12 protein-coding genes are annotated in these 15066 nt (G+C 63.9%); all 12 read right to left on the bottom strand.

The window, feature by feature from the left end; translation table 11 throughout:
• Window positions 1-239 precede the first annotated feature (239 nt).
• The 12 genes from K5607_RS04540 to K5607_RS04485 all read right to left on the bottom strand — a co-directional run bounded on the left by K5607_RS04540 (window position 240) and on the right by K5607_RS04485 (window position 15057).
• The gene (locus K5607_RS04540; protein WP_221048333.1) at window positions 240-3134 is read right to left on the bottom strand and encodes a VCBS domain-containing protein; all 2895 of its coding nucleotides are present in this window, start codon (window positions 3132-3134) and stop codon (window positions 240-242) included.
• Window positions 3135-3309: 175 nt separating this feature from the next.
• Window positions 3310-4020, bottom strand: coding sequence for a helix-turn-helix transcriptional regulator (locus tag K5607_RS04535; protein WP_054772568.1), 711 nt, complete (start codon window positions 4018-4020; stop codon window positions 3310-3312).
• Window positions 4021-4557: 537 nt separating this feature from the next.
• Window positions 4558-5913, bottom strand: coding sequence for a TolC family protein (locus K5607_RS04530; protein ID WP_054772569.1), 1356 nt, complete (start codon window positions 5911-5913; stop codon window positions 4558-4560).
• A 4-nt stretch (window positions 5914-5917) separates the two neighbouring features.
• Complete coding sequence (locus K5607_RS04525) at window positions 5918-7249, bottom strand: HlyD family type I secretion periplasmic adaptor subunit (protein ID WP_221048332.1); 1332 nt, start codon at window positions 7247-7249, stop codon at window positions 5918-5920.
• Window positions 7250-7276: 27 nt separating this feature from the next.
• A complete protein-coding gene (locus tag K5607_RS04520; RefSeq protein ID WP_221048331.1) occupies window positions 7277-9001 on the bottom strand; it encodes a type I secretion system permease/ATPase in 1725 nt (574 codons plus the stop codon).
• A gap of 248 nt (window positions 9002-9249) precedes the next feature.
• The gene (locus tag K5607_RS04515; RefSeq protein ID WP_246598953.1) at window positions 9250-10302 is read right to left on the bottom strand and encodes a nucleotidyltransferase family protein; all 1053 of its coding nucleotides are present in this window, start codon (window positions 10300-10302) and stop codon (window positions 9250-9252) included.
• A complete protein-coding gene (locus tag K5607_RS04510) occupies window positions 10299-10970 on the bottom strand; it encodes an acetyltransferase (RefSeq protein ID WP_221048330.1) in 672 nt (223 codons plus the stop codon). The genes K5607_RS04515 and K5607_RS04510 overlap by 4 nt, the downstream gene beginning before the upstream one ends.
• On the bottom strand, window positions 10967-12040 hold the full coding sequence (gene neuB / locus K5607_RS04505) for an N-acetylneuraminate synthase (RefSeq protein WP_221048329.1): 1074 nt from the start codon (window positions 12038-12040) through the stop codon (window positions 10967-10969). The genes K5607_RS04510 and neuB overlap by 4 nt, the downstream gene beginning before the upstream one ends.
• Window positions 12037-13260: a UDP-N-acetylglucosamine 2-epimerase gene (neuC, locus tag K5607_RS04500; protein ID WP_221048328.1), complete on the bottom strand. Its 1224-nt coding sequence runs from the start codon at window positions 13258-13260 to the stop codon at window positions 12037-12039. Before neuC ends, neuB begins: the two co-directional genes overlap by 4 nt.
• Complete coding sequence (locus tag K5607_RS04495; RefSeq protein WP_246598952.1) at window positions 13257-14429, bottom strand: LegC family aminotransferase; 1173 nt, start codon at window positions 14427-14429, stop codon at window positions 13257-13259. The genes neuC and K5607_RS04495 overlap by 4 nt, the downstream gene beginning before the upstream one ends.
• A complete protein-coding gene (locus K5607_RS04490) occupies window positions 14426-14779 on the bottom strand; it encodes a hypothetical protein (protein ID WP_054773821.1) in 354 nt (117 codons plus the stop codon). Before K5607_RS04490 ends, K5607_RS04495 begins: the two co-directional genes overlap by 4 nt.
• The gene (locus K5607_RS04485; protein WP_054773820.1) at window positions 14776-15057 is read right to left on the bottom strand and encodes a nucleotidyltransferase family protein; all 282 of its coding nucleotides are present in this window, start codon (window positions 15055-15057) and stop codon (window positions 14776-14778) included. Before K5607_RS04485 ends, K5607_RS04490 begins: the two co-directional genes overlap by 4 nt.
• Window positions 15058-15066 lie beyond the last annotated feature (9 nt).

Here is a 15066-nt window from a genome sequence, read left to right as displayed (position 1 = left end):
GACGACACCCAGGCCATCATTCAAGCCTCAAAATCGCGGGGTGACAAGCGGTGCCTGTCGATTACGCCGTCGCCGGCCGCGATAGAACTCGATAAAGCGGGAGACTGGGCAGCGCGACCTGCCGCCCAATCGCAAAAAATAAGGCCGCTAATGCGGCCTTAAATCTGGAACAGCGATGCATAACGAACCGCTCTCCGCCCCCAAGCCGACGGCCCGGAAGCGGACGCGGATCAACCCCTTTAGAAGGTTGTGCTCTGCACCAAGTGGCTAGCGATATCGGCGGTTTGCTCGTAGCCCAACAGCACGACTTCCGTCGTCGCGGCTCTGCCGTTGGTAACGTCGAAATGCGTGACCAGGTCTTGCTTGCCGTCGCCGTTCACGTCTTGCAACGACACATCGCCGCGCCAAGCCAGGCTCTTGGAGTACTGGACGAAGTCGTTGTTATCGAACCCGGAGATCATCACTTGCTGGCTGTTGCCGTTGCCGTTCGACACTCTGAACGTATCGCTCGTCACGTCGTCGGTGCCGCCCACGGTCACGTCGATCAGCGTGGATGCGCTGAGGTCTGCCGACTGCACCAGCAGCGTGTCGTGGTAGAACTCGCCGGATTTCAAGTTTTGCACGTTCGCATCGGCGTTGCGCAGGGAATAGGTCCACGCGCCGGTGCCCGAATTGAACGTGAAGTTGCCGTAGGTGCCGTGCAGCGCCGTATCGCTGACCGCAGCGAACGTGCTTTGGCCGCTGTCCACGTCGGTCACGTCCAAGTCGCCCGCGGCGGTGAGCGTGACATCTTCTTTAACCGCACCGGTGTTGGTGCCGGTAATCGTCGCGACGTCGTTGGTGCCGTTGACGTCGACGGTGATCACCTTGCTGGCGCTACCGTCCAGCGAAGTCACCGTCAACGAATCGTGAACCACCGTACCGGCGCCCAACGCCTGGACATTGGCATCGCCGTTGCGCAGAGCGTAGGTCCATTCGCCGGTGCCGGCGTCGAACGTGAAGTTGCCGTAATCGCCGTGCAGTTGGCTGCCGCTAACGCCGGCAAACGTGCTTTGACCGGCGTCCTTGTCCAATACGCCCAAAGTGCCGCTGGCCAGGGTCGTGCCGTCTTCGATCACCGAGCCGGCATTCGTGCCGCTGATCGCCGCCGCGTCGTTGCTGCCGGTTACGGTAACGTTGACCGTCTGGTCGGAATAAGCGCCGTGTTCGTCGGCCACCCGCACCGTGAAGGTTTCGGTGTGGCTCTCGCCGGCCGCCAAAGCCTGCACGTTGGCTGCGCTGTTGTGAAGGGTGTAAGTCCATTGGCCGGTGCCGTCCACCGCCAGGCTGCCGTAGGTGCCGTCGGCGGAACCCTGCACGCTCCAGCTCTGGGTCGCGCCGTTATCCACGTCGGTCGCCGTCAGCTGGCCGCTGACCGCGGTCTTCACATCCTCCTGCACACTGCCCGTCGCCACGCTACCGGCGTCAATCACCGGTGCGTCGTTGGTGCCCGTCACCGTCCAGCTTGCCGTGGCCGGCGTGCTGGTGATGCCGTCGCTCACGCTGTAGTTCACCGTCACCGTGGTCGTTTCGCCTTGCGCCAGGGACTGGTACGCCGCGTTGCCCGGGTTCAGGGTGAAGGTGTTGGTTTGCGCGTCGAAGCTGACGCCCGCCGGCAGCGTGGACGGCACGTCCGTCACGCTCAGCGTCGTGTTGTTGTCCACGTCGCTGGCGTTGGCCAGGGCGTTCAGGCTGGAGCTAGCGCCGTCTTCCGTCGCCGTGCCCGTCACTGCGCCGCTCACCACCGGCGCGTCGTTGGTGCCCGTCACCGTCCAGCTCGCCGTGGCCGGCGTGCTGGTGATGCCGTCGCTCACGCTGTAGTTCACCGTCACCGTGGTCGTTTCGCCTTGCGCCAGGGACTGGTACGCCGCGTTGCCCGGGTTCAGGGTGAAGGTGTTGGTTTGCGCGTCGAAGCTGACGCCCGCCGGCAGCGTGGACGGCACGTCCGTCACGCTCAGCGTCGTGTTGTTGTCCACGTCGCTGGCGTTGGCCAGGGCGTTCAGGCTGGAGCTAGCGCCGTCTTCCGTCGCCGTGCCCGTCACTGCGCCGCTCACCACCGGCGCGTCGTTGGTGCCCGTCACCGTCCAGCTTGCCGTGGCCGGCGTGCTGGTGATGCCGTCGCTCACGCTGTAGTTCACCGTCACCGTGGTCGTTTCGCCTTGCGCCAGGGACTGGTACGCCGCGTTGCCCGGGTTCAGGGTGAAGGTGTGGGTGCCGGCGTCGTAGCTGACGCCTGCCGGCAAAGTCGTCGGCACATTCGTCACATTCAGCGTCGTGTTGTGGTCCACGTCACTGGCGTTGGCCAGGGCGTTCAGGCTGGAGCTGGCGCCGTCTTCCGTCGCTGCGCCCGTCACCGCGCCGCTGACCACCGGCGCGTCGTTGGTGCCGTTGACGGTAACAGTAACCGTCTGGTCCACGAAAGCGCCTTTGTCGTCGGTGACACGCACCGTGAAGCTTTCGGTGTGGTGCTCGCCTGCCGCCAGGGACTGTACGTTGGAGGAATCGTTGTTGAGGCTATAGGTCCACTTGCCGGTGCTGTCCACGGCCAAGTTGCCGTAGGTGCCCGCGGCGGAGCCTTGTACGCTCCAGGTTTGGGTGGCGCCGTGGTCCACGTCGGTGGCGGAAAGCTGGCCGCTGACCGAGGTTTTGTTGTCTTCTTGCACGCTGCCCACCAGCTCGCTGGTGGCGTTGGTGATGACCGGCGCATCGTTCTCGCCCACGATGGTGACGGTGGCGGTGGCGGTGCTCAGCGCGCCGTTCGCCATGCGGATCGTGTAGGTGAACGTATCGGTGTACGTTTCGCCTGCGGCGAGGCTCTGCAGCCCCTTGATGCCGGCCGCGTCGTAATGAATGGTGCCGTCCGGGTTGATGCTGATGGAGGCGCCGCTGGCCAGGGTCAGGCTATTGACGACCGGATACTGGCTGGTGGAGGTCAGGCCGGAAGTGTTTTGCGCCAGCGAATAGATTTTGGCGGAACCCGGATCGTTGCTCAGCACATTGAGGTTGGAAACGTTGGAGTCCTCAGTCAGCGAAAAGGAGTCGTCCTTGGCTGCGCCGGTGATCGTAGCGACTTTGATGGTAGTTTGAGCGGCCATGGTGGTGTACCTCTTGTTATCTATATTCGTTTAGGACCTAGAACCTGCTCTTCCAGCGCTTTGCGGCGACCTGTGAAAGCAAATCGATCCGGTGTCGGACCTTGGCAGAAAGATTAGCTGCCGAATAGTGTTAACCGCATCACCCATTTGGGGGGCAATTTCGGCTTTTTTCGTTTTATCCACGGGTGAACAGAAAAATCAGCCGGGTCAGGTCCACCTGGCGCCGCGTGGACGTCTTGGCGAAAATGTCCTTAAGCTGGCTGCGGGCCGTGTTGGCGGTGACGCGCCATTGCTCGCAGTAGCCGCTGAGCGTCAACCCGTCCGCCAAGGCACGGCACAGGCGGGCCTCCGCCGAAGTCAGCTGGAATTGATCGATGAACAGCTGCCATTGCTGTTGCGGGAAGCGGGACGAGTCGCGCAACAGGATCAAAAAGCTCGCTACGTTGCCGAGGTCGGGCGTTTTGGGCTTGGGCAAGCGAAACACCGTCAACAGCAAGGGAATGGGGCTCCCCCCCTCGTGCAGCATCAAGCAGGGCTTTTCGTTGTCCTGGGAGGGCGCGGACAAAAGCTCCGCCAGGCGCCTGGCGTCGGCGGGATCGCGCAAACCGAATTTCGGCGCCAATACGAACAGCTCATCGGGCGTTTGCACCATGGAGCGGAACGACGGCGACATAAATAAAACCCGCATTTCGCTGTCCAGCAACAGCGCGGCGTCGCTCATGCGCTCCAGGCACGTATGGCAATGGGAACTGGAAAACGTCGAATGCAGGTCGTCGATCACGCGGTCTTGCGCGCGCCGCGACTGGCCGCGCCGATCGACAACAGGAATCGCGACCGGGCCTTGACCCGAGGCGGCGCTGACTATGGGGGGGAATTTATCGGGCATCGGTAACCGTGGCGGCGTTCGCTGCGCCAGTCGTCGAGCGACTCGCGCAAGTGAAGAATCCAAATGGGTCCCGCCATGGCGAAACCCTGTGCGAGGCAGTCTACGCACACGGTCACGAAAACAATAATCACTTTGTTTTATTCAGGCGCAAAACCCACACCCGACAAAATAAGAAGAAATTAACCTAAAAATAACAAAGTCTTAATGTTTGATATCCAAACCGCGCCTAAGCATGGGCGCCCGCACTAAGCCGGTGCTCGATTGGAACCGCCCAACCGCCGAACGACTCCCAGCACCGGGCGCGATTTATGTCGGCGACATCCTCGCCTAAGCTATTCCTTATGCCTTGCCCGCACGCGCCCTTTCGATGCGAAATATCTCCGGGCATGTATCCGCTTTCCCTTATCGAATCGATGAGGAAACGGGAAAAACCGTGCGGGGAACAACAGCGCCGCCCCCCCCTGCCCGGGTCGCGGCTTGAAGACGTCAAGTAAGTCGAGGAAGTTCCGGCCCGACGCGCGGCGGGCCTAGCCGGCTTCAGCGCGCGGAAACCGCCACGTTGCGCCGGTCCAGCCAAGCGTTGATTTCTTCGATATCCGGCCGGTCCAGTGTTCCGCGCCAGAGCTTCAAAGCCACCAGGGAGCGGATAAATTCGTAGCGGGCCTTGGCGTGCTCGAACAACGCCTTCAGCCAATTCTTCTTGGACTCCAGCACGTCCACGATGGTGGTCACGCCCAATTCGTAGCTTCTCTGCTGCGCGTCCCTGGCTTTTTCGCGGGCTTTCACCTCTTGCTCGCTGGATTCGATGCGCGCCCGCCAAGTGCGCGCCTGCACGTAGGCGGTGCGGGTCTCGCGCTCGATCTCGCGCAATTTTTCCGTGCGTTTTTCCAGGCTTTGATGGTAGTTGGCGACCGCGTTCCTCGCGCCGGCCTCGACCGCGCCGCCCGAATAGATGGGCACGTTCAACTGCAATCCCACGGTGCCGACGTTGTAGTGCGGCAATTGCCGGTTATCGTAACCGCCGTTGTCGGCATAGGTTTCGGACACCTGCAAAGCCACCTGCGGCGCGTGTTCCATATGGGCGCCGTAGATGAGCTTTTGCGCCGCCTCGATGGAATGGCTCAAGGCCAGTACGCTAGGATGGCCGCTGAGCGCATCCGCCACCCACTGGTTGACGTCGCCGGACAGCGGCGGCAACAGCGCTTCGTTCAGCGGCTGTATGGCGGTAACCGGCGTACCGCTGGTTTCGTGGAGTTTTTCCAACGCGATTTCGCGGACCCCGGCCGCCTCCAACTCTTTGCTCAGCAAGGATTGGTAATAGGCTTCGACCTCGTATAGATCGGTCACCTGCACCAATTTCAGCTCGTGCATGCGACGGATGCGCTTCATGTCGCCTTCGGTCAGCGCCTTTTCCCCTTGCAGGTAACGCAGCTCGTCTTCCGCCTGCAGCGTATCCAGGTAACGGACGACCAGATCCGCGCTGACGCTCATGCGGGCGGCTTCCAGTTCCTGTTCCGATTGCAGCACTACCGATTTGGCGCCCTGCCAACGCAAAAAAGACGGCAGGTCGAACAGCGCCTGCTTGGCCTGAACGATGCCGCGCGTGCCTTCGTACTGGTTGGTTTGGGAAGACGTTTGCCGGGTGGTCGTATTGGTCTGGGGTTGCGTCATCTCGTTCCACGACAAATTGCCGACGGCCGACACTTGCGGCAGCAATTTGCTGAGCGCCTGGTCTTTTTCGGCCTCGGCTTTTTCGATGGAGAACTCGTGCCCCTTGATGAGCGGATGGGTGGCCAGGGTTTGCTCGTACAGTTCCAACAAATCCGTGGCCCAAACGTTATCCCCGGCAACGGCCGACAACGATACGACCAATACAATACGCCGCAACCACATACGCTTAGTCTTCGATAAAGGAGCGCGCAAAACTGTCGCTCAACGGTTGAGTCAAATACTGCAACAAAGTGCGCGAGCCCGTGCCGATCAATACTTCGGCGGGCATACCGGGCACCAATTCCAAGCCTTGTTTCCGTAATTTCTCAAGGCTCTCCGGCGCCACCTCGACGCGGGCAAGATAATAAGGCGGCACGTCTTTGTTGCGCTGGTCGACGATACGGTCGGCCGACAGGCTGATGAGCCGGCCCTCGGTTTTCGGCGTTTCCCTCGCCTTGAACGCGCTGAAGCGCACCTCCGCAGGCTGGCCCAGTTTAACCCGGTCGATGTCGGTCAGCGACACTTGCGCCTCGACAATCAGCTTTTCCCTTTGCGGCACGATGTCCAAGATATTGCCTCCCGGCGGAATGACCGCGCCGAGGGTGTGCACGGACAAGCCCAGGACCATGCCGGACTCCGGGGCGGTGACCACGGTGCGGTTGACGGTCGACTCCAGGGATTGGATTTTTTCTTTCAGCTCGAACAAATGTTCCTGCACTTCGCCCAGTTCCTTGGCGACCTCGCGCTGCAACTCCTTCTCCAACTGCGTGATTTTCAACTCGGTTTCGCCGATTTCCAACTCCGTGGCGGCGATATCCGACTGCAAGCCGCCCATTTGGCCTTCGTTGTCCGCCAAGTTGCGCTCCAGCTCGCGCACTTTTTGCTTTTCCGTGAAGCCTTCTTCCAGCAAGCTGCGGAAATCCTGCAACTCGCTGCGGTAAGAGTTCACCAGGCGCTCGCGGCCGCGTTTCTGCGCGCGCAAGCCCTGCAATTTGGCCTGCAACTGCTCGATCTGGCGGCGGTAAACGGCTTTTTCGTTTTCGTGCGCGGTCTTGCGCCCTAGAAACGTTTGGTTTTGCACCTGCATGGCCTCGCCGGCGCGAGGATCGCCGGACTCCAGCCACTCGCTCGGGTAAACGACCCGATCCAGCCCGTCGCGCAAAGCCGCCAAGCGCGCTTCGCGGGCGGCGTCGATGTAGTACTGGCCGCGGAATACCTCCAACTGGGCGCGGGACGCGGTGTCGTCCAGCTCCGCCAGGACCTGGCCCTTGACGACCAAATCGCCGTCGTGCACGGCGATGGAGCGGATGATGCCCCCTTCCAAGTGCTGCACCGTCTTGCGATAAGACTCGACGGCGATCACGCCGGGCGCCAGCGCGGCGCTGTTTAAAGGCGCCAGCGCGGCCCAAATGCCGAACACGCCGAAAACCCAGAACACCAGCCATAGCCCCAGGCGCCGGAAAGCGCGATCGTCTCCGCTGGACAGCGGCTTTTGCAAATCATCCAACCAAGCGAACATGGGGCTATTCTCCTGCCGCGGCAAATATCATTGGGTTCGCCGGAATACCGTCGGGTTGACCTGCGCCATCACCTTCAGCACCTCTTCGCAAGGACCGAGCGCGGCGATGCGGCCGTCCACCAGCAGGAGTATCTTGTCCACGGCCTCCAAGGTATGGGTGCGGTGGGTGACGATGACGACGGTTTTTCCCTGTTGCTTCAAGGTGGACAGCGTATCCAGCAAGGCGATGTCGCCGGCCTGATCCAGGTTGGAATTGGGTTCGTCCAACACGATCAAGGCGGGCGCGCCGTAGAGGGCGCGCGCGATGCCCAAACGCTGCTGCTGCCCGGCCGACAGGGCCGTATGCCCCGCCAGGCGGGTGTCGTAGCCCTGCGGCAGGCGCAAAATCAGCTCGTGCACGCCGGCCCATTGGGCGGCCGTCACCACCCGCTGCGGATCGATGTCGCCGAAACGGGCGATATTTTCACTCACCGTGCCGTCCAGCAACTCCACGTCCTGCGGCAAATAGCCGATGTGATCGCCGAGCTGGGCGCGGTCCCAGCGATGAATATCGGCGCCGTCGAGCCGCACCGAACCCCTGGTCGGCTCATAGATCCCCAGCAAAGCCCGAACGAGGGTGGATTTTCCCGCCGCGCTCGGTCCGATGATCGCCATGGATTGCCCCGGTTCCAGGGCGAAGCTGACGTCCTTGATGATGGGATCGCTCGCCCCCGGCGGCACGACCACCAAGTTCTCCACGCTGAAATGCCCCAGCGGCGCCGGCAATGGCATGGGCGCCTCGCGCGCGGGAAAGGCGGCCAGCAAACCGTTGAGCCTGCCGTAGGCCTCCCGCGCCTGGGAAAAGCCGCGCCAGGTATTGACCATCAAATCCAAAGGCGCCAAGGCGCGGCCCAGGAGAATGGAGCCGGCGATGACCATGCCGGGGGAAATTTGCTTATTGATGGCGAGATAGGCGCCCAGTCCCAAAACGAGGGACTGGATGGCCAAACGATAAATCTTCACCAGGGAGCTGATAAACCCGCCTTTGGCGCTCGCCCGGCTTTGCAACGCCAGCAGGCTCTCCTGCTTTTGCCGCCATCGCTCGCGCAAACGGGGCAGCATGCCCATGGTTTCGATGGCTTCCGCGTTGCGCAGATTCTGCTGGGCGAATTGGTTGGCCTCGATGGATTCCTGGTTGGCGCGCGCCAAGTCGCTGCGGGTGGCCAATTCGTTGCAGACCGCCAGCGCCGCCAGGATCAACCCCGACACCAGCGCCACCACGCCGAACGCCCAATGGAAAAGAAACAGCAAGACGATGTACAGCGGCATCCACGGGGCGTCGAAAAAAGCGAACAAGCCGGTGCCGGTGAGAAATTGGCGAAGTTGCAACAGATCCTGCAGGGCCTGGCTGGAGCCGCCGCGTCCGCCGTTGGACAGGCTTTGGGCGAAGATGGAATCGAAAACCCGCGCGCCCAGCATGCCGTCCAACCGCACGCTGGTGGCGATGAGTATCTGTGCCCGTATCCATTCCAGCAAGCCCATGACGCCGAACAGGAACAGCGTGATGAGCGTCAGCATCAACAGCGTGGACTCGCTGCCGCTGACCATCACTTTGTCGTACACGGCCAGCATGTACAGGGAGGGCACCAGCAACAGCAGGTTGACGAAAAAGCTGAAAAATCCCGCGTACAGGAAGGAAGTCCGGCACGCCTCCAGCGCCTGCCCCAATTCGGAGTTGGAGGCGAATCGACGAAGCTTGTCTGCGATCAACATTCAGGCGGGTCCAACGGAGAAACGAGGCCGCGCCTTGCGCGGATTGCCCCGCGACGGCCGAGCCGGCGATGAGGGCGCGCCAACCGCCTGCCGTCGGTTGAGATTGGTCGTTGCGAAAAGGGGCATGATTACGTCGAGTGTATTTTTGCAAACCCCCTCACAATATCACGGTTTCCCGGCGCCCCCGCATAGACGAATCATAAGGATAGGTTATACCGCAACGCCCCTCGACGACGGACGACGACCGTTCACGGCCCTTCCCAAATCTCGCCGTAATCGGTCTGCGCCTGCTCGAAATCGCCCATGCGGCCGATATCGATCCAGTATTCGCGCAAGGGAAAACTGAACACCGGCTGCCTCCCGGCCAACAGGTCGTTGAGCAGGGTCGGCATGTCGTAATAGCTGTCGCCGGGGATGCGTCCCAGCACGTCGGGGTTGAGCACGTAGATGCCGGCGTTGACGTAATAACGCTGGGTCGGCTTCTCCACCAGGCCGGTCACGGCGTAGCCGTCCATCTCCACCACGCCGTAGGGCACCGTATGGCTGTGCTCCCGCACGCACAAGGTGGCGGCGGCCTGGTTGCGCCGGTGGAATTGCAGCAGGCGAACGAAGTCCACCTTGGTGAGCAAATCGCCGTTCATGACGATCAGCGGCAGTTGCGGCGCTTCCGGCAACAGGCTCAAGGCGCCGGCCGTGCCCATGCGGCGGTTTTCCTCCACGTAGGTGATTTCCGCGTCCCAGCGGCTGCCGTCGCCGAAATAATCGCGGATCATCTGGCCTTTGTAATTGATGCAGATGTAGAAGCGGTAAAAGCCCTGGGCCAGGAAATTTTCGATGATGGTTTCCAGGATGGGCTTCTCGCCCACTTTCAGCAGCGGCTTGGGCTGATGCTGGGTGAGCGGGCCCAGGCGGCTGCCCAGCCCTCCGGCCATGAGCACCACCCAGTTGGGGCGACGCGGCTCGGCCGGCGGCACGTAGGTGGCCAGTCCGCGCACCCGGCCGGTGGAATCCAGCAGCGGCAAGTGCTTGAGGCTGTAGCGCTGCATGGTGCGCTGCCAAATGTCCTCGTCCTCCTCCAGCAGGCCGGTATAGGGGTTGGCGCTCATGAACCGGCTTACCGGCGTGTCCAGCGGCTCGCCGCGCAGCAGGGCGCGGCGGATGTCGCCGTCGGTGACGGTGCCCAACAGGTGTTCTTCACCGTCCACCACCAGGGCGATCTGCATGGCGCCCTTGTCGATCACGGCCAAAGCCTCTTTCATGCTGGCTTCGGCGGCAAGGGCGACGATTTTCCAATCTTTCATAATTCGATGGTCCGTTTGCTGCGGGCCGGCACGCCCGCCACCAGGGTGGCGGGCGGCACGTCCTCGATTACCGCGGCTCCCGCAGCAATGATCGCGCCATCGCCCACAACCACACCCTGGATAACCGTCGCCCCCGCCCCCACGTGCACGCCCCGCCCCAGCCGCACGCCGCCGCACAGCACGGCGCCGCTGGCGATATGGCAATGGTCGCCCACCACGCAGTCGTGCTCCACCACCGCGCGGCTGTTGACCAGCACGTTATCGCCCAATTTTGCCGCCGGCCCCACCACCGCACCGGCAAGAATTTGCACCCCCTGCCCCAGCGCCACGTCCAAGCGGCTGACCAAGGCGCCCGGATGGGTCAGGCCGGCGAAACGGTAGCCGCGGCCGGCGAAACGCTCGAAGACGTTGCGCCGCACCGCCGTGCTATCGACGGAGCCGACGCCGTTGACCAGCTCCACCGCCGCGGCCTCAAACCCCAGCACCGCCGCGTCCCCGCCCAGCCAACGGCCGTGACGGAACAAGGCCAATTGCTCCGGCGGCGCCGGATCGACAAAACCGCATACCTCGCGTTTCCCCATGGCCAGCACCTCCCACAGCACCAGGGCATGGCCGCCGCCGCCCAGCAGCAGCACCGGCGCCCGCTCGGAACGGTTAGGCTCGTTCATGGGTCGATGACTTCGTCGTCGCCGTAGTCGCGGCCGGCGGCCGTGCCCAGCACGTCCCAATAATCCATGGGCGAACGGCCGCTGCCGGGGCGCTTGACGGTGAGGTTGGCGGCGTCGAAGACTTCGCCCAGCCTGAGGGGCCGCGCCGCCACCAGGCTCTTGCGCGCCACCGGGGCGTTGCGCAGCTCGCAAGGCGCCGGCACTTTCACGCCGTCGCCCAAGGCCTGTTCCACCTCGCGGATGCCCGCCACCATGGCGGCGAATTCGGCCGGCGCCAGGGAGGCCTTGTGGTCCGGCCCCGGCAGGTTCTGGTCGAGGGTCAGATGCTTTTCGACGATGCGCGCCCCGCGCGCCACGGCGGCGATGGGCACGGCGATGCCCGGCGTGTGGTCGGAATAGCCCACCGGCAGGCCAAAGGCGGCCAAGGCGTCCATGGCGCGCAGGTTCACCTGCCCAGGCGGGCTGGGATATTCGGTGACGCAGTGCAGCAGGGAAACCTTGCCGCGCAAAGCGGCCCTGGCTTCCGCCTCCGTCCAGGCGGCGGCGAAAGCGCGGCGGCTGGGCGGCGCGGTTTGGCCGGAATAGCCGTAAGCCAAAACGCCCAGCGCCTCTTCCACCTCCCCCAGGCGGCTCATGCCGGTGGAGAGGATCAGCCTGGCGCCGCTGCGGGCGATTTCCAGCAACAACGGCGCGTTGGTGATTTCGCCGGAACCCAGCTTGATGGTGTCCATGCCCAGGCCATCCAACAGCCAGCGCGCGCTGTCCAAGTCGAAGGGCGAGGACAGGAAATCGATGCCGATCTGTCCGCAATAGTCTTTCAGCGCTTGTTGCACGCCTTCCGGCAAGGCCAGTTTTTGCAGCATGCGCAACTGCGATTCGTCCTTGCCGGTGGTCTGCTGCTGGTAATCCGCCTTGGGCGCATGGCGACTGACCAGGGCTTCCGGCTTGAACGACTGGAACTTCACCGCGTCGGCACCGACGGCCTTGGCGGCGTCCACCAGCTGCCGCGCCAGGTCCTCCGAGCCGTTGTGGTTGACGCCCGCTTCGGCGATGACGTAGACGCTTGTCATGGTGTTTTGTCTCCCCCCTCACTCCAACCCTCTCCCTGAGGGAGAGGGGGAACAAGGTTGCCGCGGTTTTCCTGCCAGTCGTGGAAATGTTTTTGCAACAAACGCCGCGGTTCGTTGACAGCGCGCAGCACTTCAAGGATGCGGCCGGCCGCCTGGCCGTCGCCGTAAGGATTGACCGCTTCGGAACAATCCAGGCTCCAGGCGGCGGCGATGGCGGCGGCGATGGCCTCGCGCCGCGCCGGGCAGTCGATGACGGAAGCGGCGCGCAAGCGGCCTTTCTGGCGGTCGCCGATGTTGACCGTGGGCAGGCCGAAGCTGGGCGCCTCGTACAAGCCGCTGGAAGAGTTGCCCACCACCGCGTCCACCTGCGCCATGAGGCTGTAATAGCGCTGTTGACCCAGGGAGGTATGCGCCACTGCATTGGGATGGGCGGCGACGAAAGCGTCGATGGCAGCGGCGATGGCCTGGCCGCCGGCATCGGCGTTGGGCTTGGTGAAGATCAGGCCGACCTCCTGCCCCAGGCCCTCCAGGGCGGCGAACAATTCGGCCATGGCCTCTTCGTTGCCCTCGGACAGGGTTTCCGGATGGTACGTCACCAGCAGGTTGCGCGGCCGCAGGCGGAACGCCAGGGACAGCTCCAATTGCCCGCGCCCCCAAAACGTCATGTCCCTCAGCAAATCCAGCGCCGGGCTGCCGACGTTGTGCACGTTGGCCGGGTCCTCGCCCATCTGCCGCAAACGGCGGGCGGCGTCGGCGTTGGTGACGAAATGCAGCTGGGCCATTTTGCTGATGCCGTGGCGCAAGGCCTCGTCATACGCCCCTTCGGTCACATCGCCCCCGGCGATATGGGCGATGGGCAAACGCGCCAGCAAGGCGGCCTGGGCGGCGGCGAAAATCTCGAAGCGGTCGCCCAGCAGCAGCACCCAGTCCGGCTGCAGCCGCTCGAAGGCGTCGGCGAAGCCGATGACGCCCAGCCCCACCGACTTGCTGTTGCCCGCCGCCGTGTCGCTGGACACCAGCACGTCAACGCGGGCGTCGATGGCGAAGCCGTCGGCCTCGACGATCTTGTAGGTCAAACCGTATTCCGGCGCCAGATGCATACCGGTCACGGCGACCTGCAACCGGAACGCCGGATCGGCCTGCAAGGCGCGCATCACCGGCAGCAGCAGGCCGTAATCGGCCCGCGATCCGCTGACGACGCAGACGCTGCGCGGCGTCATCCCAGCACCACGCTGCTGGGCAGGCAGACGACGCGGCGGTGCAAGTCCTCGGTGACAACCAAGTCCATCCGGGGACAGTTTTGGTACATGGACAGCCGATGCATGGGCGTCCAGATGGGGCGGGTGAGGAAGCCGGCGTCGTGGGTGGCTTGCAGGACCGTATCGCGGCTGGCGGCCTGCGCCGGGTCCAACAGCAGCACGTTCAACCAATAATTGCTGCGGGCATGGGCCTGCTCGGTGAAGAAACGCGCGCCCGCCAGGCCGGCGAAAGCCTCGGCGTAACGTTCGGCCAGCCGCCGCTTGGCGGCGAGAAAGCCTTCCATCTGCTCCAGCTGGGCGCAGCCCAGGGCGGCGTTGAGGTTGGGCAGGCGGTAGTTGTAGCCGACTTCGTCGTGGACGAACTCCCAGGCGTGGGGCAGCTTGGCGGTGGTGGTGAGATGCTTGGCGCGCTTGGCCAACGCGCTGTCGTTGGTGAGCAGCGCGCCGCCGCCGCCGGTGGTGGCGATCTTGTTGCCGTTGAAGCTCACCGCGCTCAAAAGGCCCCACTGGCCGGTATGGCGGCCGCGGTAATAGGAACCGAGGGATTCCGCCGCGTCCTCGATCAGCGTCAGCCGGTAGCGTTCGCACAGTTCGGCCAGGCCGTCCAAGTCCGCCGGATGGCCGAAGGCGTGCATCACCAACAGGGCTTTGATGGGCCGGCCCGTCAGCCGGTTGCGGCAACCTTGCGCCGTGACTTCCGCGATGCCCGCCAGGTAATCGGCCAGCTTGGCCGGCGCCACGCCCAGGCTGGCTTCGTCGCTGTCGACGAAGTGCGGCGTGGCGCCGCAATAGGCCACGGCGTTGGCCGTGGCGATAAAGGTCAGGCTGGGCACCAGCACCTCATCGTCGGCGGCAATGCCCGCCAACAGCAGGCACACGTGCAGAGCCGCCGTGCCGTTGACCGTGGCGACCGCATGTTTCACGCCCATGTAGGCGGCCAAGTCGGCCTCGAAACGGTCGACGAACTTGCCCACCGAGGACACCCAGCCGGTGTCCAGGCATTCCTTCACATACTCCCACTCGCGGCCGGCGAAGCGCGGTTCGTGCAGGGCCACCGGGTGCGGGGTTTCCGGCAGGGCCGTGCGCAGCGCGGCCAGGATTTTCGCTTCCAAAGCAGCTTCGGCCATCATCCCCCCATCAGCCTGCCATAACGCCGCAAAGCGTCGTCGCCATAAGCCGCCGTGCGTTCGACCACGTCCAGCAGCACCGGCGCAAGCCGCGCCACCGCTCGGTAGATTTCCGCCAGCTTGTCGCCGGCATATTCGTGGGCGATCAGGTTGCGCAATTCGCGGATGCGCACCAAGTCCGCCAAGCGGGCGAAGCGGCTGGCGAGGGATTCCAGGCGCTCCAGCGCCGCATCGTCCCAATCGTCGCGCGCCAGCACCTCGTCGCTGCGTTGCCAGGAATAGCGCAAATGCTGGGCCGCGCCGCGCAAACCGGCGAGCTCCTCCCGCAGCAGGGCGGCCTTATCCCGGCTCACAGCGGCACCCCGTTTTGCCTGGCGATGCGGGCGAAGGGCGCGGACAAGTCGGGATACACGGCCAGGTCGATGCGACGCTCGCCCAGGCGGCTGTGCAGCTCGCCGAGGATATCCAGCTTGGCCATCAAATCGATGGAGCGCGACAGCACCAGCAAATCGATGTCGCCGCCCTTGGCGGCGTCGTCCGCCCGCGAACCGAACAGGAACACGGTAGCGACGGGGTCGCGTGCCGCGACGGCGCTGCGGATGGCTTGGCGTTCCGTCTCGCTCAAACGCATGGAACGTAT

It is taken from the genome of Methylogaea oryzae (assembly GCF_019669985.1).
GTDB lineage: Bacteria > Pseudomonadota > Gammaproteobacteria > Methylococcales > Methylococcaceae > Methylogaea > Methylogaea oryzae.
The sequence above is the reverse complement of the archived record's forward strand: the minus strand, read 5'-3'. Positions and strand labels throughout refer to the sequence as shown.